The organism is Lelliottia nimipressuralis (genome assembly GCF_004115925.1).
GTDB lineage: Bacteria > Pseudomonadota > Gammaproteobacteria > Enterobacterales > Enterobacteriaceae > Enterobacter > Enterobacter nimipressuralis.
Genome location: NZ_SDDX01000026.1, coordinates 1 through 23,640 on the forward strand (window position 1 = coordinate 1; position 23,640 = coordinate 23,640).

The window sequence follows — 23,640 nt, forward strand, 5'->3', positions numbered from 1 at the left end:
CTGATACAGATTAATTAATGCGCAGGAATGCGTGTTGATACAGAATTTGCCTGGCGGCTTTAGCGCGGTGGTCCCACCTGACCCCATGCCGAACTCAGAAGTGAAACGCCGTAGCGCCGATGGTAGTGTGGGGTCTCCCCATGTGAGAGTAGGGAACTGCCAGGCATCAAACAAGTGAAGAGGCCATCCGCAAGGATGGCCTTTTTTCGTTTTTGTCCTTTCTTATTTGTTCCCCTGTTTCCCCTCCGTGAAACTTTCTCACCTTCCTCTTACAGACTCGACATTCGCACGATTCCTGGGTATTGTCAGCTATCTGGATGTCTAAACGTTTATACGTATGCTGTGAGGATATAAGGTTATGCCGATTAGGGTGCAGGACGAGCTGCCAGCCGTTAATTTCTTGCGTGAAGAGAATGTCTTCGTGATGAAGGCCTCGCGCGCGACAGGTCAGGAAATTCGTCCACTTAAGGTTCTCATCCTCAACCTGATGCCCAAAAAGATTGAGACGGAAAACCAGTTCCTGCGCTTGCTCTCCAACTCCCCGCTACAGGTGGACATCCAGCTGCTGCGCGTCGATGCCCGTGAATCGCGCAACACACCGTCCGAGCATCTCAATAACTTCTACTGCAACTTCGAAGATATCCGCAACGACAACTTTGATGGTCTGATCGTCACGGGTGCACCGCTGGGCCTGGTTGAGTTCAACGACGTGGCCTACTGGCCGCAGATCAAACAGGTACTCGAGTGGGCCAAAGATCACGTCACTTCAACGCTCTTTGTCTGTTGGGCGGTACAAGCGGCACTGAATATTCTCTATGGCATCCCGAAGCAAACCCGTACGGAAAAGCTGTCTGGCGTCTACGAACACCATATTCTCCATCCTCATGCGTTGCTGACGCGCGGTTTTGACGACTCTTTCCTCGCGCCTCACTCGCGCTACGCGGATTTCCCGGCCGCGCTGATTCGTGATTACACGGATCTCGAGATCCTGGCCGAAACGGAAGATGGCGACGCCTATCTGTTCGCCAGTAAAGACAAACGTATCGCCTTTGTGACGGGACATCCGGAATACGATGCGCATACCCTGGCGAGCGAATTTTTCCGCGATGTGGAAGCGGGGTTAACCCCGGAAGTGCCGTACAACTATTTCCCGAAAAACGATCCGCAAAACACGCCAAGAGCAACCTGGCGCAGCCATGGCAATTTGCTGTTTACTAACTGGCTCAACTATTACGTCTACCAGATCACGCCATACGATCTGCGCCACATGAATCCGACGTTAGATTAATCCTCTGCGCAGAACGATCCTAAAGCGTTTCAGCATTCCAGATCAGGCACCTTCGGGTGCCTTTTTTATTTCCGAAACACCCCTCATCCGTTAAATGATTTTTAATCTCTTCCTAATCAATAAGATAAGAACAATATTTAATTAAAATGGAAATTGTTTTTGATTTTAGAAAAATAATGGATAGTCTTAAATCTGCTGAGCGAAAACCACACAACGATCTTTCGCTCGCAGTGGGGGACGCTTTTTTGGATCTTTGATGAGGAGCAGCGAAATGAATCAACAGGCAACGACCACCGATGAACTGACGTTTAACCAACCCAATGGTGAGCTGGAACAGCAGGTTCTGACACCAGATGCCGTCGAGTTTCTGGCTGAGCTGGTGACACGCTTTGCACCGAAGCGCAATAAACTGCTGGCGGCTCGTATTCAGCAACAGCAGGACATCGATAACGGTAAGCTTCCAGACTTCATTTCGGAAACCGCTTCCATTCGTAACTCAGCCTGGAAAATCCGTGGTATTCCGCAGGATTTACAGGATCGTCGCGTCGAAATCACCGGCCCGGTTGAGCGTAAAATGGTGATTAACGCTATGAATGCCAATGTAAAAGTGTTCATGGCAGACTTCGAAGATTCACTGGCGCCAGACTGGCGTAAAGTGATCGAGGGGCAAATTAACCTGCGCGATGCGGTCAATGGCACTATCAGCTACACCAATGAAGCCGGAAAAATCTATCAGCTGAAACCCAATCCTGCCGTACTGATTTGCCGTGTGCGCGGCCTGCATCTGCCTGAAAAACACGTCACATGGCGCAACGAAGCCATTCCCGGAAGCCTGTTTGATTTTGCGCTCTACTTCTTCCACAACCATAAAAGCCTGCTGGCAAAAGGGAGTGGCCCTTATTTCTACCTGCCAAAAACGCAGTCATGGCAGGAAGCGGCCTGGTGGAGCGAGGTATTCAGCTACGCGGAAGATCGCTTCAATCTGCCGCGCGGCACCATCAAAGCCACCCTGCTGATCGAAACGCTGCCGGCAGTGTTCCAGATGGATGAAATCCTGCACGCCCTGCGCGACCACATCGTCGGCCTGAATTGTGGGCGCTGGGATTACATCTTCAGCTACATCAAAACCCTGAAAAATCATCCAGACCGCGTGCTGCCCGATCGCCAGGCGGTCACTATGGACAAGCCTTTCCTGAGTGCCTACTCACGCCTGCTGATCAAGACCTGCCATAAACGCGGCGCGTTCGCGATGGGGGGGATGGCGGCCTTTATTCCGAGTAAAGATGCCGAGCGCAATAATCAGGTGCTGACCAAAGTGAAGGCGGATAAAGAGCTTGAAGCCCGCAACGGCCACGATGGCACCTGGGTTGCCCATCCGGGTCTGGCGGACACGGCGATGGAGGTTTTCAACAGCGTACTGGGTGAGAACAAAAATCAGCTTTTCGTCACCCGCGAAGACGACGCACCTGTCTCAGCTGAAGAGCTGCTGATGCCGTGCGAGGGCGAGCGAACTGAAGCAGGCATGCGCGCCAATATTCGCGTTGCGGTCCAGTACATCGAAGCATGGATCTCGGGCAATGGTTGCGTCCCGATTTACGGCCTGATGGAAGATGCCGCCACGGCGGAAATCTCACGTACCTCTATCTGGCAGTGGATCCACCACCAGAAAACGCTCAATAACGGCAAACCGGTCACTAAATCCCTGTTCCGCCAGATGCTTGCCGAAGAGATGCGGGTGATTCAGGACGAGCTGGGCGAACACCGCTTCAGCAGTGGCCGTTTTGACGATGCCGCGCGTCTGATGGAGCAAATCACGACGTCTGAAGAATTAATCGACTTCCTTACTTTGCCCGGCTATCGCCTGCTGGCCTAACTACCCAGGCTATTTTGTTCGCCATTTTGGCCCCGGCAGTGCTCAGAATCCCGTTGGTTCTAGCGCTGGCCGTGACCAAACTGCCTTCACCAATAACGCCTGGGAAGCCAGGACGATAATATGGAGCATCTGCACATGAAAACCCGTACCCAACAAATCGAAGAATTACAAAAAGAGTGGACTCAACCGCGCTGGGAAGGCATCAACCGCCCGTACAGCGCAGAGGAAGTGGTGAAACTGCGCGGTTCGGTCAATCCGGAATGCACGCTGGCGCAGCTCGGTGCCGCGAAAATGTGGCGTCTGCTGCACGGCGAATCGAAAAAAGGGTATATCAACAGCCTCGGTGCGTTGACCGGTGGCCAGGCGTTGCAGCAGGCGAAAGCGGGGATTGAAGCGGTCTATCTCTCCGGCTGGCAGGTGGCGGCCGACGCCAACCTGGCCTCCAGCATGTATCCGGATCAGTCGCTCTATCCGGCCAACTCCGTACCCTCGGTGGTCGATCGGATCAACAACACTTTCCGTCGCGCGGATCAGATCCAGTGGGCATCCGGCATTGAGCCAAACGATCCGCGTTTCGTGGACTACTTCCTGCCTATCGTGGCGGATGCCGAAGCAGGTTTTGGCGGCGTACTGAATGCGTTTGAGCTGATGAAATCAATGATTGAAGCCGGTGCAGCGGCGGTTCACTTTGAAGATCAGCTCGCGTCCGTGAAGAAGTGCGGCCATATGGGCGGCAAAGTGCTGGTGCCGACGCAAGAAGCGATCCAGAAACTGGTCGCCGCGCGTCTGGCGGCGGATGTTCTGGGCGTGCCGACCCTGGTTATCGCCCGTACCGATGCGGACGCGGCGGATCTGATTACCTCTGACTGCGACCCTTACGACAGCGAATTCATTACCGGTGAGCGCACCAGCGAAGGGTTCTACCGTACGCATGCGGGTATCGAGCAGGCTATCAGCCGCGGTCTGGCCTACGCCCCGTATGCCGACCTGGTGTGGTGCGAAACCTCCACGCCGGACCTGGCGCTGGCAAAACGCTTTGCCGATGCGATCCATGCTAAATATCCAGGCAAACTGCTGGCATACAATTGCTCGCCGTCGTTCAACTGGCAGAAGAATCTGGATGATAAAACCATCGCCAGCTTCCAGCAGCAACTCTCTGAGATGGGCTACAAATACCAGTTCATCACCCTCGCGGGTATCCACAGCATGTGGTTCAACATGTTCGATCTGGCCCACGCCTACGCGCAGGGCGAGGGCATGAAGCACTACGTGGAAAAAGTGCAGCAGCCAGAATTTGCAGCCAGCAAAGAGGGCTACACCTTTGCCTCTCACCAGCAGGAAGTGGGCACGGGCTATTTCGACAACGTCACGACGATCATTCAGGGCGGCGCCTCATCGGTTACGGCGTTGACCGGTTCGACTGAAGAATCACAGTTCTGATGTTTTCCCCCTCTCCCCGCAGGGGAGAGGGCCGGGATGAGGGGAGCCTATGTCGCGTGGCCTGGAGTTACTGATTGCACAAACCATCCTGCAGGGCTTCGACGCGCAGTATGGCCGTTTTCTGGAAGTGACTTCAGGCGCGCAGCAGCGCTTCGAACACGCCGACTGGCACGCCGTACAGCAGGCGATGAAACAGCGTATCCATCTTTACGATCATCACGTGGGTCTGGTGGTCGAGCAGTTGCGCTGCATTACCGATGGCAAAAGCCCCGACGCCGATTTTCTGCTCCGCGTAAAAGAGCACTACACCCATCTGTTGCCGGATTACCCGCGCTTCGAGATTGCGGAGAGCTTTTTCAACTCCGTCTATTGCCGGTTATTTGACCACCGCTCGTTATCTCCTGAGCGGTTATTTATTTTCAGCTCTCAGCCTGAGCGTCGCTTTCGCACCATCCCGCGCCCGCTGGCGAAGGATTTCTTCCCCGAACACGGCTGGGAAAGTCTGTTGAGCAAAATGCTCTCGGATTTACCGCTGCGTTTGCCATGGCAAAACAAAACGCGCGACGTGGGCTATATCGTCGCGCATCTGACGGACGCTTTCGGCACCGACGTTTTACAACGCAGCCATTTACAGGTGGCTAACGAACTGTTTTTCCGCAATAAAGCCGCCTGGCTGGTCGGGAAGTTGCTCACCCCCACGGCCACCATTCCCTTTCTGTTGCCGATCCATCGTACGGATGATGGCGAGCTTTTTGTCGATACCTGTCTGACAACCAGCGCCGAGGCGAGCATTGTCTTCGGCTTCGCCCGCTCCTATTTCATGGTTTATGCGCCACACCCCGCCGCGTTGGTGGAGTGGCTGCGCGAGCTGCTCCCCGTCAAAACCACCGCTGAGCTGTATATGGCGATTGGCTGTCAAAAACACGCGAAAACTGAGAGCTATCGCGAATACCTGCACTACATCAGCAGTAGCGACGAACAGTTCATCGAAGCGCCTGGTATTCGTGGGATGGTGATGCTGGTCTTCACGCTGCCGGGTTTTGATCGTGTGTTTAAGGTCATCAAAGATAAATTCGCGCCGCAGAAAGAGATGACGGCGGCGCACGTCCGCGCCTGCTATCAGCTGGTCAAAGAGCACGACCGCGTGGGGCGCATGGCCGACACCCAGGAGTTCGAAAACTTTGTGCTGGATAAACGGCAGATCGCGCCTGCGCTAATGACCCTGCTAATGCAGGAAGCGCCGGGCAAAATCACCGATCTGGGCGATAAGATTGCCATCAGCCATCTTTATATCGAACGCCGAATGGTGCCGCTCAATATCTGGCTGGAGCAGGTGGACGGCCAGGCGCTGCGTGATGCGATTGAAGAGTACGGCAACGCGATCCGCCAACTGGCAGCGGCCAATATTTTTCCCGGCGATATGCTGTTTAAAAACTTTGGCGTGACGCGCCACGGGCGGGTGGTGTTCTACGATTACGATGAAATTTGCTATATGACCGAGGTGAATTTCCGCGATATCCCGGCTGCGCGCTATCCGGAAGATGAGCTGGCCAGCGAGCCGTGGTACAGCGTCTCGCCGGGCGATGTCTTCCCGGAGGAGTTTCGCCACTGGCTCTGCGCCGACCCGCGCATCGGGCCGTTATTTGCAGAGATGCACGAAGATCTGTTCCACGCCGACTACTGGCGCGGTCTGCAAACGCGCATCAAAAACGGTTACGTTGAAGATGTGTACGCCTACCGCAGGCGGCAGCGTTTTAGCGTGCGGTGGTCAATGTAGTGTTTCCCCTCTCTTACGAGGAGAGGGAATCAGGCCGCATACAAGCTTAGCGAATCCCACCATACGCCAGCGTCACTTCCTTCGCCGCTTTGATGACCAGCGCGCCCAGCTCGGTGACGCGGTCATCGGTCACGCGCGAGATCGGCCCAGAAATGGAGATCGCGGCGAAGGGTTCGCGGTGCTCATCAAAAATACACGCCGCGATACAGCGCAGACCCAGCGCATGTTCTTCATCATCGAACGAATAGCCGCGCTTGCGCGTCTGGGCCAAATCATCCTTCAGATGCAGCGGGGAGACCAGCGTGGCATGCGTATAGGCATGCAGCCCTTTGCGGTGCAGCAGGCCAGTAACTTGCTCCTCGCTGAGCTGCGAGAGAAAGGCTTTCCCCGCACCCGACGCATGCATCGGCAGCTTACCGCCAATGGGTGCGGACATCCGCATCAGCTGCGTACACTGCACCTGGTCAATGATAATCGCCTGATGGTCGCTTTGATCGAGCACCGCCAGGTTGACCGTCTCGCCAGAATCTTCCATCAGTTTGCGCAGGATCGGATGCACAATCGCCAGCAGATTACGGCTCTGCAAAAAGCTGCTGCCGACGATAAACGCATGGGCACCGACGGACCAGTGGCCCAGTTCACCCACCTGACGGACAAAGCCCAACTGCTGCATGGTGCTTAACAGACGGTGCGTGGTGGAGTTCGGCAGGCCTGCCTGCTGCGCCAGCTCGGTCAGAGCCACGCTGCTGTGGGATTCCGCGATCCATTCCAGCAGCTTTAATCCGCGTGTGAGCGACTGAACTTGTCCGCCTGGCGGCGCGGTGGTGGCAGCAGGTTTTCTGCCGCGTTTTGCGGGAACGGTAGCGACCATGACGGAATCCTTTTTCTGTATCGTGGAAATCATTTTCGTTTTATTTGGTGAATTTGCAACCGTTATCCTGACTGATCGGAGGAGTGATAGTGAACATGTCTCATGTTAACGCTGCGTCACTTCTCCACCCTGCGAGATTATGCCAGTATGGACTGCTGGCCTTTTGGCCTTGTTGAGCGTTGTCGGGAGCGAGTGTGAGCAGCAAAGTAGATCAACTGCGTGCGCAGTTAAATGAACGAATTCTGGTGCTGGACGGCGGCATGGGCACCATGATCCAGAGCTATCGTCTGAGTGAAGACGATTTTCGCGGCGAGCGTTTCGCCGACTGGCCTTGCGACCTGAAAGGGAACAATGACCTGCTGGTGCTGAGTAAACCGGATGTCATCGCGGCCATCCATAACGCCTATTTTGAGGCGGGCGCGGACATCGTCGAAACCAATACCTTCAACTCGACAACCATCGCCATGGCGGATTACCAGATGGAATCCCTGTCGGCAGAAATCAATTTTGAGGCCGCCAGGCTGGCGCGCGCCTGCGCCGATGCATGGACGGCCCGCACGCCGGACAAACCGCGCTACGTCGCCGGGGTGCTTGGCCCCACCAACCGTACCGCCTCGATTTCACCGGATGTAAACGATCCGGCCTTCCGTAACGTGACCTTTGATCAGCTGGTCGAAGCCTATCGTGAATCCACCAAAGCGCTGGTGGAAGGGGGCTGCGATCTGATCATGATCGAAACGGTGTTCGACACCCTCAACGCGAAAGCCGCGATCTTTGCGGTGAAGGAAGAGATGGAAGCGCTGGGCGTCGATCTGCCGATTATGGTCTCGGGCACCATTACGGATGCCTCCGGGCGCACCCTTTCCGGTCAGACGACGGAAGCGTTTTACAACTCCCTGCGCCACGCGGATGCCCTCACATTTGGCCTCAACTGCGCCCTCGGCCCGGATGAACTGCGCCAGTACGTGCAGGAACTCTCCCGCATCGCCGAGTGCTACGTTACGGCGCACCCGAACGCCGGCCTGCCAAATGCCTTTGGCGAATACGATCTCGATGCAACGACGATGGCCGCGCAAATTCGGGAGTGGGCAGAATCGGGTTTCCTGAACATCGTCGGCGGCTGCTGCGGCACCACGCCGGAACATATCGCTGCCATGAGCAATGCCGTCGCAGGCTTGCCGCCGCGCCCGTTACCGACGCTGCCGGTGGCTTGTCGTCTGGCGGGCCTTGAGCCGCTGACCATCGCCGATGACAGCCTGTTTGTGAACGTCGGTGAACGTACTAACGTCACCGGTTCCGCTAAGTTCAAGCGGTTAATCAAAGAAGAAAAATACAGCGAAGCGCTGGACGTTGCCCGCCAGCAGGTGGAAAGCGGTGCGCAGATCATCGATATCAACATGGATGAAGGGATGCTCGACGCCGAAGCGGCGATGGTGCGTTTCCTGAATCTGATTGCCGGTGAGCCGGACATCGCCCGCGTGCCGATCATGATTGACTCCTCAAAGTGGGACGTCATCGAAAAAGGGCTGAAGTGCATTCAGGGCAAAGGCATTGTTAACTCTATCTCGATGAAAGAGGGGGTGGAGCCGTTTATTCATCACGCTAAACGGGTGCGCCGCTATGGCGCGGCTGTGGTGGTGATGGCGTTTGACGAAGTCGGCCAGGCCGATACCCGCGAACGCAAGATTGAGATTTGCCGCCGCGCGTACAAAATCCTGACGGGAGAGGTCGGTTTCCCGCCAGAAGACATCATTTTCGACCCCAATATCTTTGCCGTCGCGACGGGTATCGAAGAGCACAACAACTACGCGCAGGACTTTATCGGCGCCTGCGAGGATATCAAACGCGAGCTGCCGCATGCGCTGATCTCCGGCGGTGTCTCCAACGTTTCGTTCTCATTCCGCGGTAACGATCCGGTTCGTGAAGCCATTCACGCCGTGTTCCTCTACTACGCCATCCGTAACGGCATGGATATGGGGATCGTCAACGCCGGACAGCTGGCAATTTATGACGACCTGCCCGCCGAGCTGCGCGACGCCGTGGAAGACGTGATCCTCAACCGCCGCGACGACTCCACTGAACGGATGCTGGAGCTGGCGGAGAAATATCGCGGCAGTAAAAGCGACGAAAGCGCCCAGGTTCAGCAGGCCGAGTGGCGCTCGTGGGACGTGAAAAAGCGTCTGGAATACTCGCTGGTCAAAGGCATTACTGAATTTATCGAGCTGGATACCGAAGAGGCCCGCCAGCTCTCCGCTCGCCCGATTGAGGTGATCGAAGGGCCGCTGATGGACGGGATGAACGTGGTCGGCGACCTGTTTGGCGAGGGCAAAATGTTCCTGCCGCAGGTGGTCAAATCCGCGCGCGTTATGAAACAGGCGGTGGCCTATCTCGAACCCTACATTGAGGCCAGCAAAGAAAAAGGGCAGACCAACGGCAAGATGGTGATCGCCACCGTCAAAGGCGACGTCCACGATATCGGCAAAAATATCGTCGGCGTGGTACTGCAGTGCAATAACTACGAAATCATCGACCTCGGTGTGATGGTACCGGCAGACAAAATCCTCAAAACCGCGCGCGAAGTGAATGCGGATTTGATCGGCCTTTCCGGGCTTATCACGCCGTCGCTGGACGAAATGGTCAACGTGGCGAAGGAGATGGAGCGCCAGGGCTTTACCATTCCGCTGCTGATTGGCGGTGCGACGACCTCAAAAGCGCACACTGCGGTGAAAATCGAGCAAAACTATAGCGGGCCGACGGTCTACGTACAGAACGCCTCACGCACCGTGGGGGTGGTGTCGGCCTTGCTCTCTGCGACCCAGCGTGATGATTTTGTCGCGAAAACCCGCAAAGAGTACGACACCGTTCGTATCCAGCATGGCCGCAAAAAACCGCGCACTCCGCCAGTGACGCTAGCCGCCGCGCGGGAAAACGATCTGGCTTTCGACTGGGCAAGTTACACGCCGCCGGTGGCGCATCGCCTGGGCGTGCAGGCGGTCACGGCGAACATCGAAACCCTGCGTAATTACATCGACTGGACGCCGTTCTTCATGACCTGGTCGCTTGCGGGAAAATACCCGCGCATTCTTGAAGATGAGGTGGTCGGTGAAGAGGCGCAGCGCCTGTTTAAAGACGCCAACGATCTGCTCGACCAGCTCAGCGCTGAAAAGAGCCTCAATCCGCGCGGCGTCGTGGGGCTGTTCCCGGCGAACCGCGTCGGAGATGACATCGAAATTTATCGCGATGAAACCCGCACTAACGTGCTGGCGGTGAGCCGTCATCTGCGCCAGCAAACCGAGAAAGTCGGGTTTGCCAACTACTGCCTGGCCGATTTCGTTGCGCCAAAACTCAGCGGCAAAGCGGACTACATCGGCGCGTTCGCCGTTACCGGCGGGCTGGAAGAGGATGCTCTCGCCGAGGCTTACGAAGCGCAGCACGATGACTACAATAAAATCATGGTGAAAGCGATTGCTGACCGCCTGGCAGAAGCCTTCGCTGAATACCTGCATGAGCGGGTGCGTAAAGTCCATTGGGGCTACGCGGCAAATGAAAACCTCAGCAACGAGGAGCTGATTCGCGAGAACTACCAGGGGATTCGCCCGGCACCGGGCTATCCGGCCTGTCCGGAGCACACGGAAAAGGGCACCATCTGGCAGTTGCTGGATGTGGAAACCCATACGGGCATGAAGCTTACCGAATCCTACGCCATGTGGCCGGGCGCGTCCGTCTCGGGCTGGTATTTCAGCCACCCTGACAGCAAATACTACGCGGTGGCGCAAATCCAGCGCGATCAGGTGGAAGACTACGCCTTGCGCAAAGGGATGAGTGTCTCAGAAGTAGAGCGCTGGCTGGCCCCGAATCTGGGCTACGACGCTGATTAACGTCACTTTTCCTTACAACTAACAGGGCGCTCATCGGGCGCCCTGTCTCTTTATTGCGTTTAAACCCTTATACTTAAGCAAGCTCAGGCTCATCGTAGGCTGGATAAGCTACGCGCTATCCGGCGTTTCAGGCATGGGCTTCAGGAATCGATAACAATAAGGAGAACCCACTTCCGTGCTGACGTTGTTACACCTGCTATCGGCCGTCGCCCTGCTGGTCTGGGGCACGCACATTGTTCGTACCGGCGTGATGCGCGTCTTTGGCGCGCGCTTACGCACCGTCCTCAGCCGCAGCGTTGAGAAGAAGCCGCTCGCCTTCTGCGCGGGGATCGGCGTCACCGCCCTCGTGCAAAGCAGTAATGCCACCACCATGCTCGTCACATCGTTTGTGGCGCAAGATCTGGTGGCGCTGACGCCGGCGCTGGTGATTGTACTGGGTGCAGACGTCGGGACCGCGCTGATGGCGCGTATCCTGACCTTCGATCTCTCCTGGCTGTCACCGCTGCTGATTTTCATCGGCGTCATCTTCTTCCTTGGCCGCAAACAGACCCGCGAAGGACAGCTGGGGCGCGTAGGGATTGGTCTCGGGCTGATTCTGCTGGCGCTGGAGCTGATCGTGCAGGCGGTTACGCCGATCACCCAGGCCAACGGTGTGCAGGTGATTTTCGCCTCACTGACGGGCGACATCATGCTCGACGCGCTGATTGGCGCGGTGTTTGCCATCATCAGTTACTCCAGTCTGGCGGCCGTGCTGTTGACCGCCACCCTGACCACCGCAGGGGCGATCTCCTTCCCGGTGGCGCTGTGCCTGGTGATCGGCGCGAACCTCGGCTCGGGTCTGCTGGCGATGCTCAACAACAGCGGTGCGAACGCTGCGGCCCGTCGCGTGGCGCTGGGGAGTTTGCTCTTTAAGCTGGTGGGCAGCCTGATAATCCTGCCGTTTGTTCACCCGCTGGCGAATCTGATGGATAACCTGCCGCTGCCGAAAGCTGAGCTGGTGATCTACTTCCACGTCTTCTACAACCTGGTGCGCTGTCTGGCGATGGTGCCGTTCGCCGGGCCAATGGCGCGGTTCTGCAAGCGCATGATCCGCGATGAGCCCGAGCTGGACGCCCGCCTGAAGCCGAAGCATCTCGACACTTCAGCGCTGGATACCCCGGCGCTGGCGCTGGCCAATGCCGCCCGCGAAACCCTGCGTATGGGCGACGCGATGGAAACCATGCTGGATGGACTGAAGAAAGTGATGCACGGCGAGCCTCGCGAGGAGAAAGAGCTGCGCAAACTGGCCGATGATATCAACGTGCTCTACACCGCGATCAAACTCTATCTCGCGCGTATGCCGCAAGACGAGCTGGCGGAAGAGGAATCCCGCCGCTGGGCCGAGATCATTGAGATGTCCCTCAACCTTGAGCAGGCATCCGATATTGTCGAGCGTATGGGCAGTGAAATCGCCGACAAATCGCTGGCCGCCCGTCGGGCGTTTTCGCTGGAAGGGGTTGCTGAACTGGATGCGCTGCACGATCAATTACTCAGTAACCTGCAGCTGGCCATGTCGGTCTTCTTCTCTGGCGACGTGCCCAGCGCTCGCCGTTTGCGCCGCAACAAGCATCGCTTCCGTATCCTCAACCGCCGATACTCCCACGCGCACGTTGACCGTCTGCACCAGCAAAACGTGCAAAGTATCGAAACCAGCTCCCTGCACCTGGGGCTGCTTGGCGACATGAAACGTCTCAACTCCCTGTTCTGCTCGGTGGCCTACAGCGTCATGGAACAGCCGGATGAAGATGATGAAAGGGATGAGTATTAATCGTGCGCACTTTTAATCGTTAAAGAGAGACCCAGCGCTTGCATGACCGTTAACGTGGTTTTGAGCGTTGGGTTACCTTTCTCGCTGAATGAACGATAGAGTTGTTCACGAGATAAACCCGTCTGAGCGGCTATTTGGCTCATCCCCTTTGCCCGGGCAATGACGCCCAACGCTTTTGCTATATAAGCGGCGTCTCCGGTTTCAAATGCATCAGCCATAAACACAGCGATTTCATCATCATCGACAAGCGCACTGGCGGGATCGTACAGCGTAAATTTATTCATGGCTTATAAACTCATTGGGTTCAAGCGATCTGGCAAACGTCTTAGCCAGTTGTATGTCTCTGTCCTGGCTGCTTTTGTTTCCGCCGCTCAGCAATACGAGCAAAATCTCGTCATAGTGTTTGAAATAGATGCGGTAACCAGGACCATAGTGAATTCGCAACTCGCTGACCCCTTCCCCGACAGGCTTCACATCCCCTGGCAAACCGTTGGCTAAACGAAAAAGGCGGGCGGCAATGAGCGTCTTGAGCCTTTTATCTTTTAGGTTTTGCTCCCAGCAGCGGAAAGAGGGTGTCTGAACGATTTCCTTCATACTACTCCATGTATTTTTTAAACTACATCCCGAATGAACTCATGGCGTGAAATTAGAAGAAAATCGTCATCTGATAAATGGGCGAAACGCAGATCCTGAAGCCGCCTCGCAAGGCGGAAAAGGGAAAGTCAGTTTTTACCGGCTAATCTTTTTACCAGCCCAAACCTAAGGTATATTTCGCCCATTAAGGAGAAATTATGCTGCCCACCCAATCAACCCGATTAAACAAATACATTAGCGAGAGCGGAATCTGCTCGCGTCGCGAGGCCGATCGTTACATCGAGCAAGGTAACGTTTTCCTGAACGGTAAACGCGCCACCATTGGCGATCAGGTGGTGCCTGGCGACGTGGTAAAAGTGAATGGTCAGCTGATCGAACCAAGAGACGAAGAAGATCTGGTCTTTATCGCGTTGAACAAACCGGTGGGTATTGTCAGCACCACGGAAGATGGCGAGCGGGATAACATCGTTGATTTCGTCAACCACAGCAGCCGCATCTTCCCGATTGGGCGTCTGGACAAAGACTCGCAGGGGCTGATTTTTCTCACCAACCATGGCGATCTGGTGAACAAAATCCTGCGCGCCGGTAACGATCATGAGAAAGAGTATCTGGTCACGGTCAACAAGCCGGTTACGGATGATTTTATTCGCGGTATGGGCGCGGGCGTGCCGATTCTCGGTACCGTCACGAAGAAGTGCAAAGTCAAAAAAGAGGCGCCGTTCACCTTCCGCATTACCCTGGTGCAGGGGCTAAACCGTCAAATCCGTCGTATGTGTGAGCACTTTGGTTTTGAGGTCACGAAACTGGAGCGAACGCGCATCATGAACGTCAGCCTCTCCGGAATTCCGCAGGGCGAATGGCGCGATCTGACAGGCGATGAGCTGATTGAGCTGTTTAAGCTGATAGAAGGTTCGTCTTCCGAGGCGAAGCCGAAAGCCAAAGCAAAACCGAAAACGCAGGGGATTAAACGGCCTGTCGTCAGTGCGCCAAAATCCGCAGAAAAAGAGCGCAACAAGCCTGCCGGGAAGCGTTTCGTGCAGCCGGGCCGTAAAAAGAAAGGGCGCTAAATTAGCGCCTTCCACGGGGTGAGGTGTTAGCAGACCACGAGAACGTGGATTCCGTATCCGGTTTATAAGCCTGCGCTTTTTTAAGTTTGCGGGCTTTTTTTGCTTCAACTTCACGCTGGGCCATCAGTTTATCGATGTACTCTTTTTTCACCTGATTGGTTTCAGCGTTTGTCAGAGTACGACCATGTGCAATCCGTGCGCGATCGAGCAGGGTTTTCAGCTCGCGCTGCTCGCTTTCCGTCATGTCTTTCTGGGTCAATCTCGGTGTGGACATACCTGAAGCCTCTTGAGAGTAGAGGCTTCAGTGTAAAGCAAGCCGGGGTTTGCGCGAAGTGAATTAGTTTTCTTTCACCACTTCTTTTTTCGACGGCTCTGTAATCGGTTTTCCTGACCAGTAGCCCGCCAGCAGCGAGCCGGACAGGTTATGCCACACGGAGAACAGTGCGCCAGGCAGGGCCGCGAGCGGAGAGAAGTAGATCTTACCGAGCGCTGCCGCGAGGCCTGAGTTCTGCATCCCCACTTCAATCGCCAGCGTGCGGCAGGTCGATTCATCAAAGCCAAACAGTTTCCCGCCCCAGTATCCGCCCAGCAGACCAATGGTGTTATGCAGGATCACCGCGATAATCACCACAAAACCGACCGAGGCGATGTGCGAGGCAGAGCCTGCGACCACAGCGCTGATGATAGCCAGGATGCAGACCATCGAAAAAGCAGGCAGGTATGGTTCCACGGCTTTGACGACGCGTGGGAACAGGTGGTGAATGACAAGACCGAGCGCAATCGGAATCACCACGATTTGCAGGATGGAGAGCAGCATCCCCATCACATCCACCTGAATATGCGCATCCACATACAAACGCGTCAGCAGCGGTGTGGCGATAACGCCCACCAGCGTTGAGACGGATGAGATGGTCACCGACAGCGCCACGTCGCCTTTGGCCAGGTAGATCATCACATTCGAAGCCGTACCGCTGGCGACGCTTCCCACCAGCACCATACCGGCGGACAAATCCGGTGGCATCTTGAAAGCCAGCGCCAGCAGCCAGGCGGCCAGCGGCATCACCAGATAGTGCAGGAAAATCCCCGCTGCGACCGGTGCCGGACGCGACAGCACGCGCTTAAAGTCGTCGATTTTCAGATGCACACCCATGCCGAGCATGATCAGCATCAGCAGCGTGGTAACCCACGGGCCGACAGGGGTAAAAGTCGATGGCGTGTAATAGGCGAGAACAGAGAGCAGCAGTGCCCATAACGGGAACAGCCGCGTGATAGCGGATAACATAGTGAATTCCTTGCGATGACGTTGTGTTATTTAGTTATAAAAAAGCCGGGTTCGAGCCCGGCTATAGGTAATGTTTATCGTGCTAAGGAATATTATTCAAACAAATTATGATGAAGTTTCTGCACGACCTGCTCGGCTTCGTGACCCGGTACCAGGAAGCACAGGTTATAGCTCGATGCGCCGTAGCAAATCATGCGGATATTGAACGGATCCAGCACGCCAAAGACCTCTTTGCCGACGCCGCAGGCGCGTGACAGCTGGTTGCCGATAATCGCGACCAGCGCCAGATCCTCTTCAACTTCAACGCGGCACAGGGCGGAAAGCTCCATCAGCAGCGATTGCGTCAGCAGAGTATCGCCCGTCGACGTCGAGCCGGTGGTGTCCAGCGTCAGCGCAATGCTCACTTCGGAAGTGGTGATCAGATCCACCGAGATATTGTGGCGCGCCAGAATCCCAAACACTTCCGCCAGGAAACCGCGAGAGTGCAGCATATTCAGACTATGCAGCGTCACCAGCGTTTGCTTGCGGCGCAGCGCCAGGGCGCGGAACAGCGGAGGATTCTCTGTGCTTTTACACACCAGCGTCCCCCCTGCTTTAGGATCTTTGCTCGATCCGACAAACACCGGAATATCGCTGCGTACGGCAGGCAGCAGGGTGGCCGGGTGCAGCACTTTCGCGCCGAAGGTCGCCATTTCGGCAGCCTCTTCAAAGGCGATAACATCAATACGTTTTGCGGCAGGCACCACGCGCGGGTCGGTGGTATAGATGCCTGGGACGTCGGTCCAGATATCCACGCGGGAGGCGTACAGCGCTTCGCCAAGCAGCGCAGCCGTGTAGTCGCTGCCGCCACGGCCCAGAGTGGTGGTGCGGCCTTTGGCTTCGCTCCCGATAAAGCCCTGGGTAATGACAATTCCTTCGGCCAGTCGCGGTGCCAGCTGCTGTTTAGACAGCTCGGAAAGGGTCGCGACGTCCGGTTCGGCACGGCCAAAGCGGTCACTGGTACGCATCACTTTGCGCACGTCAAACCACTGCGCCAGCACGTCGCGCTCACGCAAGATCTCAACGAACAGCAGGGTGGACATCAGCTCGCCGTGGCTCACCAGTTCGTCGGTCAGCGCCGTCGATGTTGCCAGGGAAGCGGCTTCCGCCAGAGTGGTGATATTTTCGAGCAGGCGTTCGACTTCCTCGCGAATCACCTGAGGGTTCTTCATACGTTCGAGAATATCGAACTGAATTTTGCGCAGCGCATCGAGCTTTACAAAGCGCTCGGTCGCTTCCAGTCCTTCTGACAGGGCCACCAGCAGATTCGTCACGCCAGCCGATGCAGAAAGCACCACCAGGCGGGTCGTCGGATCGGCCAGCACCACGTCGGCGCTGCGGTTCATGGCGTCGTAATCGGCCACACTGGTACCGCCAAATTTGGCGACAACAAAACTCGTCATAACATCCTCGTGTCAGGGAAAGAATAAAGCGACCATGGCACAAGAACGAAACGATGACAGGTGCAGGCGCAAATACCGCCCTATAAATAAAATGTGGGGAGAGTCCTGTCAACGCTGGGATTATGCGGATTTTTCATGGGGGGGTACCCCTCAGTAACAGGACTAATAACAAGCCATTATTTTATCCCTCGTTTTACGGCGATCCGGAGGACATTCCACCGCGATAGGGCTGGCTATAGCGACTATACTTTTGGGACTTTTCACGCCCGTTTGATGCAGACCAGGGCAATGGCATAAAAACCATCACAATTTCCGCGCGCAGGCGCTACAATCGACCGCAGTCACAATTCTCAAATCACAAGAGTATTGCTAATGAAAAATATCAATCCAACGCAGACAACTGCCTGGCAGGCACTACAAAAACACTTCGACGAAATGAAAGACGTCACCATCGCGGACCTGTTCGCGAAAGACGGCGACCGTTTCAGCAAATTCTCCGCAACCTTCGACGATCTGATGCTGGTGGACTTCTCCAAAAACCGCATCACCGAAGAGACGCTGGCAAAACTGCAGGATCTGGCGAAAGAGACCGATCTGGCAGGGGCGATCAAGTCCATGTTCTCCGGCGAGAAGATTAACCGCACCGAAGACCGTGCTGTTCTGCATGTTGCCCTGCGCAACCGTAGCAATACTCCGATTATCGTTGACGGCAAAGATGTGATGCCGGAAGTGAACGCCGTGCTTGAGAAGATGAAAACCTTCTCTGAAGCCATTATCTCCGGCAGCTGGAAAGGCTACACCGGTAAAGCGATCACCGACGTGGTCAACATCGGTATCGGCGGCTCTGACCTCGGCCCCTTCATGGTGACCGAAGCGCTGCGTCCATACAAAAACCATCTGAACATGCACTTCGTCTCCAACGTCGATGGCACCCACATCGCCGAAGTGCTGAAAAAAGTGAATCCAGAAACCACCCTGTTCCTGGTTGCGTCTAAAACCTTCACCACGCAAGAAACCATGACCAACGCCCACAGCGCGCGCGACTGGTTCCTGGCAACGGCTGGCGATAACAAACACGTGGCGAAACACTTCGCGGCGCTCTCTACCAACGGCAAAGCCGTGGGCGAGTTCGGCATCGATACCGCGAACATGTTTGAATTCTGGGACTGGGTCGGCGGCCGTTACTCCCTGTGGTCAGCGATTGGTCTGTCGATCATCCTGTCCGTGGGCTACGACAACTTTGTTGAGCTGCTCTCCGGCGCGCACGCGATGGACAAGCACTTCTCCACCACCCCGGCTGAGAAAAACCTGCCGGTGTTGCTGGCACTGATCGGCATCTGGTACAACAACTTTTTCGGCGCTGAAACCGAAGCGATCCTGCCGTACGATCAGTACATGCACCGCTTCGCGGCGTACTTCCAGCAGGGCAACATGGAATCCAACGGGAAATACGTTGACCGTAACGGCAACGCCGTGGATTACCAGACTGGCCCAATCATCTGGGGTGAGCCGGGCACCAACGGTCAGCATGCGTTCTACCAGCTGATTCACCAGGGCACCAAAATGGTCCCATGTGATTTCATCGCGCCAGCGGTGACCCACAACGCGCTGTCCGACCATCATCAGAAGCTGCTGTCTAACTTCTTCGCCCAGACCGAAGCGCTGGCGTTTGGTAAAGCGCGCGACGTGGTGGAGCAGGAATATCGCGATCAGGGTAAAGATCCGGCGACGCTGGAACACGTGGTGCCGTTCAAAGTCTTCGAAGGCAACCGCCCAACCAACTCCATCCTGCTGCGCGAAATCACTCCGTTCAGCCTGGGTGCGTTGATTGCGCTGTATGAGCACAAAATCTTCACGCAGGGCGCGATCCTGAATATCTTCACCTTCGATCAGTGGGGCGTAGAGCTGGGCAAACAGCTGGCTAACCGCATTCTGCCAGAGCTGGGTGATGACAAAGATATTAACAGCCATGACAGTTCAACGAATGGTCTGATTAATCGCTATAAATCCTGGCGCGGATAATTAATATTCCCATATCAATGCCGGCGGAATGCCGGCATTTTTTTATCGGATAATTCCTGTTGTCCGTTACCTGGCGCAAATTTCTATTCTGAGTTTAATCCGAAAAGGTCGATTACCCTGCTAATCACTGGGTGTTATTTTAGGAATATACGGAGCCTTTGTGTTTTTGTGTATATTATAACTTGTTGATTTAATATGGTTTTATAAATAGTAAATATCCGATGCTATTTACTTTCATCCATTTGTCCTAAAACCATCCCCCTATTTCCCCGTTCGGCAATCCCTCTGCTTTAGTTGTGTATACTCGAATCCGCCTGAATTTCTTTTTGGGCAAATCTCCATTCATTCATTGAAGGGAAATTGTTATGAAGAAAGTACTGTATGGCATTTTTGCCATATCTGCGCTTGCGGCGACGTCTGCCTATGCGGCTCCGGTTCAGGTCGGGGAAGCAGCAGGTTCGGCGGCAACGTCTGCGTCTGCGGGGAGTTCTACCGCAACCGCGACCAGCACCGTAGGCTCGGCCGTGGGTGTCGCTCTGGCGGCAACCGGTGGCGGTGATGGCTCCAATACCGGAACCACGACCACCACGACAACAAGCACTCAGTAATAACGGGTGTATTACCATAACCACACTTCGGTGTGGTTATTTCACCCCTTCGGAGAAGAGTCGTGAAGCGACCTGCAATCATTCTGATTTGCCTGCTGTTGCAGGCGTGCTCAGCCACCACCAAAGGGCTGGGAAACTCACTGTGGGACAGCCTGTTTGGCACGCCAGGCGTGCATCTGACGGATGACGATATCCAGAATATGCCCTACGCCAGCCAGTACATGCAGTTAAACGACGGGCCACAGCTGTTTGTGGTGCTCGCTTTCGCCGAAAACGGGCAGCAGAAATGGGTGACGCAGGACCAGGCCACACTCGTGACGCAACATGGGCGTCTGGTGAAAACCCTGCTCGGCGGCGACAACCTGCTTGAAGTGAATAACCTCGCAGAAGACCCGCTTATCAAACCGAATCAGATCGTCGATGGCGCAAGCTGGACGCGCACCATGGGCTGGACGGAGCACAAACAGGTGCGCTACGCCACGGCGCGATCCCTGTTCCGCTGGGATGGCACCGACACCGTGACCGTGGGCAGCGACCAAACTCAGGTGCGTATCCTTGATGAAGAGGTCACGACCGACCAGGCTCGCTGGCACAACCGCTTCTGGGTGGATGACGAAGGGCAGATTCGCCAGTCACTGCAATACCTTGGCGCGAATTTCTTCCCGGTGAAAGCCACCCTGATCAAGGCGGCGAAACAATGAAAATCATCACATCTGCTGCGCTGCTCCTGACACTGACCGCACCGCTGGCGTGGTCGGCGGGCACCGTCAAGGTCTTTACCCCCGGCAGTAAAGAGCCGAAAACACTTTCGAACGCTGAACATCTGATTGATCTGGTCGGCCAGCCGCGTCTGGCGAATAGCTGGTGGCCGGGAGCGGTGATCAGCGAGCGTCAGGCCAGCGCGGTTGCCGATCAACAACACAAGGCGCTGCTGGCCCGACTGACGGGTCTGGCAGGGCAAGAAACGGGCGACACGGCTGCCGCAATTAACGCCGTGCGTCAGCAGCTGCAGGCGATAAGCGTAACGGGACGCCAGCTGATTAATCTCGATCCCGACGAAGTGCGCGTGGCGGAGAAAGGCAATCCGACCCTGGAAGGGGAATACACCCTGTGGATCACACCGCAGCCGACCACCGTGACGGTGATGGGGCTGGTCAGCGCTCCTGGGAAAAAGCCGTTTACGCCGGGACGCGATCTCGCGAGTTACCTGGATGACCAGAGCCTGCTGGAAGGCGCGGATCGCAGCTATGCGTGGGTGGTTTATCCCGATGGTCGCACGCAAAAAGCCCCGGTAGCGTACTGGAACAAACGCCATATCGAGCCGATGCCGGGCAGCGTGATTTTTGTCGGCTTTGCCGATCACTTCTGGACGAAGGCGTATGACGGACTGAACACCGACATCCTTCACTCCCTGACGCATCGGATACCGGATTAATGAAAAGAACTTATCTCTACAGCATGCTGGCGCTTTGCGTCAGCGCCGCCTGCCACGCCGAAACCTTTCCCGCGCCCGTCGGACCGTCGCAGTCAGATTTCGGCGGCGTCGGCTTGCTGCAAACGCCCACGGCACGCATGGCGCGCGAGGGCGAAATCAGCCTTAACTATCGCGATAACGATCAGTACCGCTACTATTCCGCGTCGGTACAGCTCTTCCCGTGGCTGGAAACCACCCTGCGCTACACCGATGTGCGTACCAAACAGTACAGCAGCGTCGAGGCGTTCTCAGGTAATCAGACCTACAAAGACAAAGCCTTTGACGTCAAACTGCGCCTGTGGGAAGAGAGCTACTGGATGCCGCAGGTCTCCGTCGGCGCGCGCGATATCGGCGGTACGGGTCTGTTTGATGCGGAGTACATCGTCGCCAACAAAGCCTGGGGACCGTTCGATTTCTCCCTCGGGATGGGCTGGGGATATCTTGGCACCAGCGGCAACGTGAAAAACCCGTTCTGCTCCTACAGCGACAAATATTGCTATCGCGACAACAGCTATCAGAAAGCCGGTTCGGTAAACGGCGATCAGATGTTCCACGGCCCGGCGTCACTGTTTGGCGGCGTGGAGTATCAGACGCCATGGCAGTCGCTGCGCCTGAAGCTGGAGTACGAAGGCAACAACTACACGGAAGATTTTGCAGGCAAGATCGAGCAGAAGAGCAAGTTTAACGTCGGCGCCATTTACCGTGTTACCGATTGGGCCGACGTTAACCTCAGCTACGAGCGCGGCAACACCTTCATGTTTGGTGTCACGCTACGAACCAACTTTAACGATATGCGTCCGTCCTACAACGATAATTCCCGCCCGGCCTATCGACCGCAGCCGCAGGATGCGATCATGCAGCACTCGGTGGTGGCGAATCAGCTGACCCTGCTGAAATACAACGCGGGTCTGGCCGATCCGAAAATCCAGACCAAAGGTGACACGCTGTATGTCACGGGCGAGCAGGTGAAGTATCGCGACTCCCACGAAGGGATCGAACGGGCGAACCGGATCGTGATGAACGATCTGCCGGATGGGATCCGCACGATCCGCGTGACGGAAAACCGACTCAACATGCCGCAGGTGACCACGGAAACGGATGTCGCCAGCCTGAAGCGTCATCTCGAAGGCGAACCGCTGGGCCACGAAACGGAGCTGGTGCAAAAACGTATCGAACCGGTCGTGCCAGAAACCACCGAGCAGGGCTGGTATATCGACAAATCGCGCTTCGATTTCCATATCGACCCGATCCTCAACCAGTCCGTCGGCGGCCCGGAAAACTTCTACATGTATCAGCTGGGCGTGATGGCCACGGCGGATCTGTGGATGACGGATCACCTGCTGACCACCGGCAGCGTGTTTGGCAACATCGCCAACAACTACGACAAATTTAACTACACTAATCCGCCGAGCGACTCGAAGCTGCCGCGCGTGCGTACCCGCGTGCGTGAATATGTGCAGAATGATGTGTATGTGAATAACCTGCAGGCCAACTATTTCCAGTACCTCGGAAATGGCTTCTACGGCCAGGTGTATGGCGGTTATCTGGAAACCATGTACGGCGGCGCGGGGGCAGAAGTGCTCTACCGTCCGGTAGACAGCAACTGGGCGTTCGGCCTGGATGCCAACTACGTGAAACAGCGTGACTGGCGCAGTGCGCAGGACATGATGAAATTCACCGACTACAGCGTCAAAACCGGTCATTTGACCGCCTACTGGACGCCGTCGTTTGCCCAGGACGTACTGGTGAAAGCCAGCGTCGGGCAATATCTGGCGGGGGATAAGGGCGGTACGCTGGAGATTGCGAAGCGCTTCGACAGCGGCGTGGTTGTGGGCGGTTACGCGACGATCACTAACGTGTCGCCGGACGAGTACGGGGAAGGGGACTTCACCAAAGGGGTATATGTTTCCATCCCGCTGGATCTCTTCTCGTCAGGCCCGACCCGCAGCCGCGCAGCCATTGGCTGGACGCCGCTGACGCGTGACGGTGGACAGCAGCTTGGACGTAAGTTCCAGCTATACGACATGACCAGCGACCGTTCCGTTAACTTACGTTAATACTGTTTTGCCTGATGGCGCTGCGCGTTTCCGGCCAACGATTTTGTCGGCCCGGTAAGCGTCGCGCCACCGGGCGATTCCTCTGGTTTGCTCCAAACATAAACAAAAAATATAGATCTCTGTCACATTTTTGAGTTATACAGGATCTTCGCTCCAGAGA

The 23,640-nt window shown here is 55.9% G+C and carries 18 protein-coding genes and 1 rRNA gene; 13 read left to right on the top strand and 6 right to left on the bottom strand.

The window, feature by feature from the left end:
• The first annotated feature begins 49 nt into the window (after window positions 1-49).
• From rrf to aceK, 5 genes are all read left to right on the top strand, one after another.
• Window positions 50-165: ribosomal RNA gene (gene rrf / locus ETG88_RS18905) — 5S ribosomal RNA — on the top strand.
• A gap of 193 nt (window positions 166-358) precedes the next feature.
• Complete coding sequence (gene metA, locus ETG88_RS18910; RefSeq protein WP_100778090.1) at window positions 359-1,288, top strand: homoserine O-acetyltransferase MetA; 930 nt, start codon at window positions 359-361, stop codon at window positions 1,286-1,288.
• A gap of 271 nt (window positions 1,289-1,559) precedes the next feature.
• Window positions 1,560-3,161 carry a malate synthase A gene (gene aceB / locus ETG88_RS18915; protein WP_129036104.1) on the top strand — a complete coding sequence of 534 codons (1,602 nt, stop codon included), beginning with the start codon at window positions 1,560-1,562 and terminating at the stop codon, window positions 3,159-3,161.
• Window positions 3,162-3,296: 135 nt separating this feature from the next.
• Window positions 3,297-4,601 carry an isocitrate lyase gene (gene aceA, locus ETG88_RS18920; protein ID WP_100780782.1) on the top strand — a complete coding sequence of 435 codons (1,305 nt, stop codon included), beginning with the start codon at window positions 3,297-3,299 and terminating at the stop codon, window positions 4,599-4,601.
• A 49-nt stretch (window positions 4,602-4,650) separates the two neighbouring features.
• On the top strand, window positions 4,651-6,378 hold the full coding sequence (gene aceK / locus ETG88_RS18925; RefSeq protein ID WP_129036105.1) for a bifunctional isocitrate dehydrogenase kinase/phosphatase: 1,728 nt from the start codon (window positions 4,651-4,653) through the stop codon (window positions 6,376-6,378).
• 46 nt (window positions 6,379-6,424) lie between these two features.
• On the opposite strand, the gene iclR is transcribed toward aceK, so the two are convergent.
• Window positions 6,425-7,249, bottom strand: a complete 825-nt coding sequence (iclR, locus tag ETG88_RS18930) for a glyoxylate bypass operon transcriptional repressor IclR (protein ID WP_123429852.1) — start codon at window positions 7,247-7,249, stop codon at window positions 6,425-6,427.
• A 194-nt stretch (window positions 7,250-7,443) separates the two neighbouring features.
• Here iclR and metH point away from each other — a divergent pair, with 194 nt between their 5' ends.
• The gene (gene metH / locus ETG88_RS18935) at window positions 7,444-11,127 is read left to right on the top strand and encodes a methionine synthase (RefSeq protein ID WP_129036106.1); all 3,684 of its coding nucleotides are present in this window, start codon (window positions 7,444-7,446) and stop codon (window positions 11,125-11,127) included.
• Window positions 11,128-11,302: 175 nt separating this feature from the next.
• Complete coding sequence (locus ETG88_RS18940; protein ID WP_100778085.1) at window positions 11,303-12,934, top strand: Na/Pi cotransporter family protein; 1,632 nt, start codon at window positions 11,303-11,305, stop codon at window positions 12,932-12,934.
• On the opposite strand, the gene ETG88_RS18945 is transcribed toward ETG88_RS18940, so the two are convergent.
• Together ETG88_RS18945 and ETG88_RS18950 are read right to left on the bottom strand one after the other, a co-directional pair.
• Entirely contained in the window at window positions 12,931-13,218 is a 288-nt protein-coding gene (locus ETG88_RS18945; protein ID WP_100778084.1) for an addiction module antidote protein, read from the bottom strand. The genes ETG88_RS18940 and ETG88_RS18945 overlap by 4 nt on opposite strands.
• Window positions 13,211-13,528, bottom strand: a complete 318-nt coding sequence (locus tag ETG88_RS18950; RefSeq protein ID WP_100778083.1) for a type II toxin-antitoxin system RelE/ParE family toxin — start codon at window positions 13,526-13,528, stop codon at window positions 13,211-13,213. The genes ETG88_RS18945 and ETG88_RS18950 overlap by 8 nt, the downstream gene beginning before the upstream one ends.
• Before the next feature lie 197 nt (window positions 13,529-13,725).
• Between ETG88_RS18950 and rluF the strand changes: the two genes are divergently transcribed.
• Window positions 13,726-14,595: a 23S rRNA pseudouridine(2604) synthase RluF gene (gene rluF, locus ETG88_RS18955; protein ID WP_100778082.1), complete on the top strand. Its 870-nt coding sequence runs from the start codon at window positions 13,726-13,728 to the stop codon at window positions 14,593-14,595.
• 1 nt (window position 14,596) lies between these two features.
• On the opposite strand, the gene ETG88_RS18960 is transcribed toward rluF, so the two are convergent.
• From ETG88_RS18960 to lysC, 3 genes are all read right to left on the bottom strand, one after another.
• The gene (locus ETG88_RS18960) at window positions 14,597-14,869 is read right to left on the bottom strand and encodes a YjbD family protein (protein WP_100778081.1); all 273 of its coding nucleotides are present in this window, start codon (window positions 14,867-14,869) and stop codon (window positions 14,597-14,599) included.
• A 63-nt stretch (window positions 14,870-14,932) separates the two neighbouring features.
• Entirely contained in the window at window positions 14,933-15,877 is a 945-nt protein-coding gene (panS, locus tag ETG88_RS18965) for a ketopantoate/pantoate/pantothenate transporter PanS (protein ID WP_129036107.1), read from the bottom strand.
• A gap of 92 nt (window positions 15,878-15,969) precedes the next feature.
• Window positions 15,970-17,319 (bottom strand): lysine-sensitive aspartokinase 3, encoded by a 1,350-nt coding sequence (gene lysC / locus ETG88_RS18970; RefSeq protein WP_100778079.1) that lies wholly within the window; start codon window positions 17,317-17,319, stop codon window positions 15,970-15,972.
• A gap of 372 nt (window positions 17,320-17,691) precedes the next feature.
• Here lysC and pgi point away from each other — a divergent pair, with 372 nt between their 5' ends.
• The 5 genes from pgi (at window position 17,692) to ETG88_RS18995 (ending at window position 23,480) form a co-directional block, all read left to right on the top strand.
• Window positions 17,692-19,341, top strand: a complete 1,650-nt coding sequence (pgi, locus tag ETG88_RS18975) for a glucose-6-phosphate isomerase (protein WP_129036108.1) — start codon at window positions 17,692-17,694, stop codon at window positions 19,339-19,341.
• A gap of 365 nt (window positions 19,342-19,706) precedes the next feature.
• Complete coding sequence (yjbE, locus tag ETG88_RS18980; RefSeq protein WP_100778077.1) at window positions 19,707-19,949, top strand: exopolysaccharide production protein YjbE; 243 nt, start codon at window positions 19,707-19,709, stop codon at window positions 19,947-19,949.
• Window positions 19,950-20,011: 62 nt separating this feature from the next.
• Window positions 20,012-20,650, top strand: a complete 639-nt coding sequence (locus ETG88_RS18985; protein WP_102105626.1) for a YjbF family lipoprotein — start codon at window positions 20,012-20,014, stop codon at window positions 20,648-20,650.
• Entirely contained in the window at window positions 20,647-21,384 is a 738-nt protein-coding gene (locus ETG88_RS18990; RefSeq protein WP_129036109.1) for a capsule biosynthesis GfcC family protein, read from the top strand. Before ETG88_RS18985 ends, ETG88_RS18990 begins: the two co-directional genes overlap by 4 nt.
• On the top strand, window positions 21,384-23,480 hold the full coding sequence (locus ETG88_RS18995; RefSeq protein WP_129036110.1) for a YjbH domain-containing protein: 2,097 nt from the start codon (window positions 21,384-21,386) through the stop codon (window positions 23,478-23,480). The genes ETG88_RS18990 and ETG88_RS18995 overlap by 1 nt, the downstream gene beginning before the upstream one ends.
• The last annotated feature ends 160 nt before the right edge of the window (window positions 23,481-23,640 follow it).

Bases quoted from the DNA above. Each gene is read 5' to 3' on its own strand.
- metA (WP_100778090.1), top strand. From the start codon at position 359: ATGCCGATTAGGGTGCAGGACGAGCTGCCAGCCGTTAATTTCTTGCGT.
- panS (WP_129036107.1), bottom strand. From the start codon at position 15,877: ATGTTATCCGCTATCACGCGGCTGTTCCCGTTATGGGCACTGCTGCTC.
- ETG88_RS18945 (WP_100778084.1), bottom strand. From the start codon at position 13,218: ATGAATAAATTTACGCTGTACGATCCCGCCAGTGCGCTTGTCGATGAT.
- ETG88_RS18950 (WP_100778083.1), bottom strand. From the start codon at position 13,528: ATGAAGGAAATCGTTCAGACACCCTCTTTCCGCTGCTGGGAGCAAAAC.
- ETG88_RS18990 (WP_129036109.1), top strand. From the start codon at position 20,647: ATGAAAATCATCACATCTGCTGCGCTGCTCCTGACACTGACCGCACCG.
- ETG88_RS18995 (WP_129036110.1), top strand. From the start codon at position 21,384: ATGAAAAGAACTTATCTCTACAGCATGCTGGCGCTTTGCGTCAGCGCC.
- aceA (WP_100780782.1), top strand. From the start codon at position 3,297: ATGAAAACCCGTACCCAACAAATCGAAGAATTACAAAAAGAGTGGACT.
- rluF (WP_100778082.1), top strand. From the start codon at position 13,726: ATGCTGCCCACCCAATCAACCCGATTAAACAAATACATTAGCGAGAGC.
- iclR (WP_123429852.1), bottom strand. From the start codon at position 7,249: ATGGTCGCTACCGTTCCCGCAAAACGCGGCAGAAAACCTGCTGCCACC.
- aceB (WP_129036104.1), top strand. From the start codon at position 1,560: ATGAATCAACAGGCAACGACCACCGATGAACTGACGTTTAACCAACCC.
- ETG88_RS18960 (WP_100778081.1), bottom strand. From the start codon at position 14,869: ATGTCCACACCGAGATTGACCCAGAAAGACATGACGGAAAGCGAGCAG.
- aceK (WP_129036105.1), top strand. From the start codon at position 4,651: ATGTCGCGTGGCCTGGAGTTACTGATTGCACAAACCATCCTGCAGGGC.
- lysC (WP_100778079.1), bottom strand. From the start codon at position 17,319: ATGACGAGTTTTGTTGTCGCCAAATTTGGCGGTACCAGTGTGGCCGAT.
- pgi (WP_129036108.1), top strand. From the start codon at position 17,692: ATGAAAAATATCAATCCAACGCAGACAACTGCCTGGCAGGCACTACAA.
- yjbE (WP_100778077.1), top strand. From the start codon at position 19,707: ATGAAGAAAGTACTGTATGGCATTTTTGCCATATCTGCGCTTGCGGCG.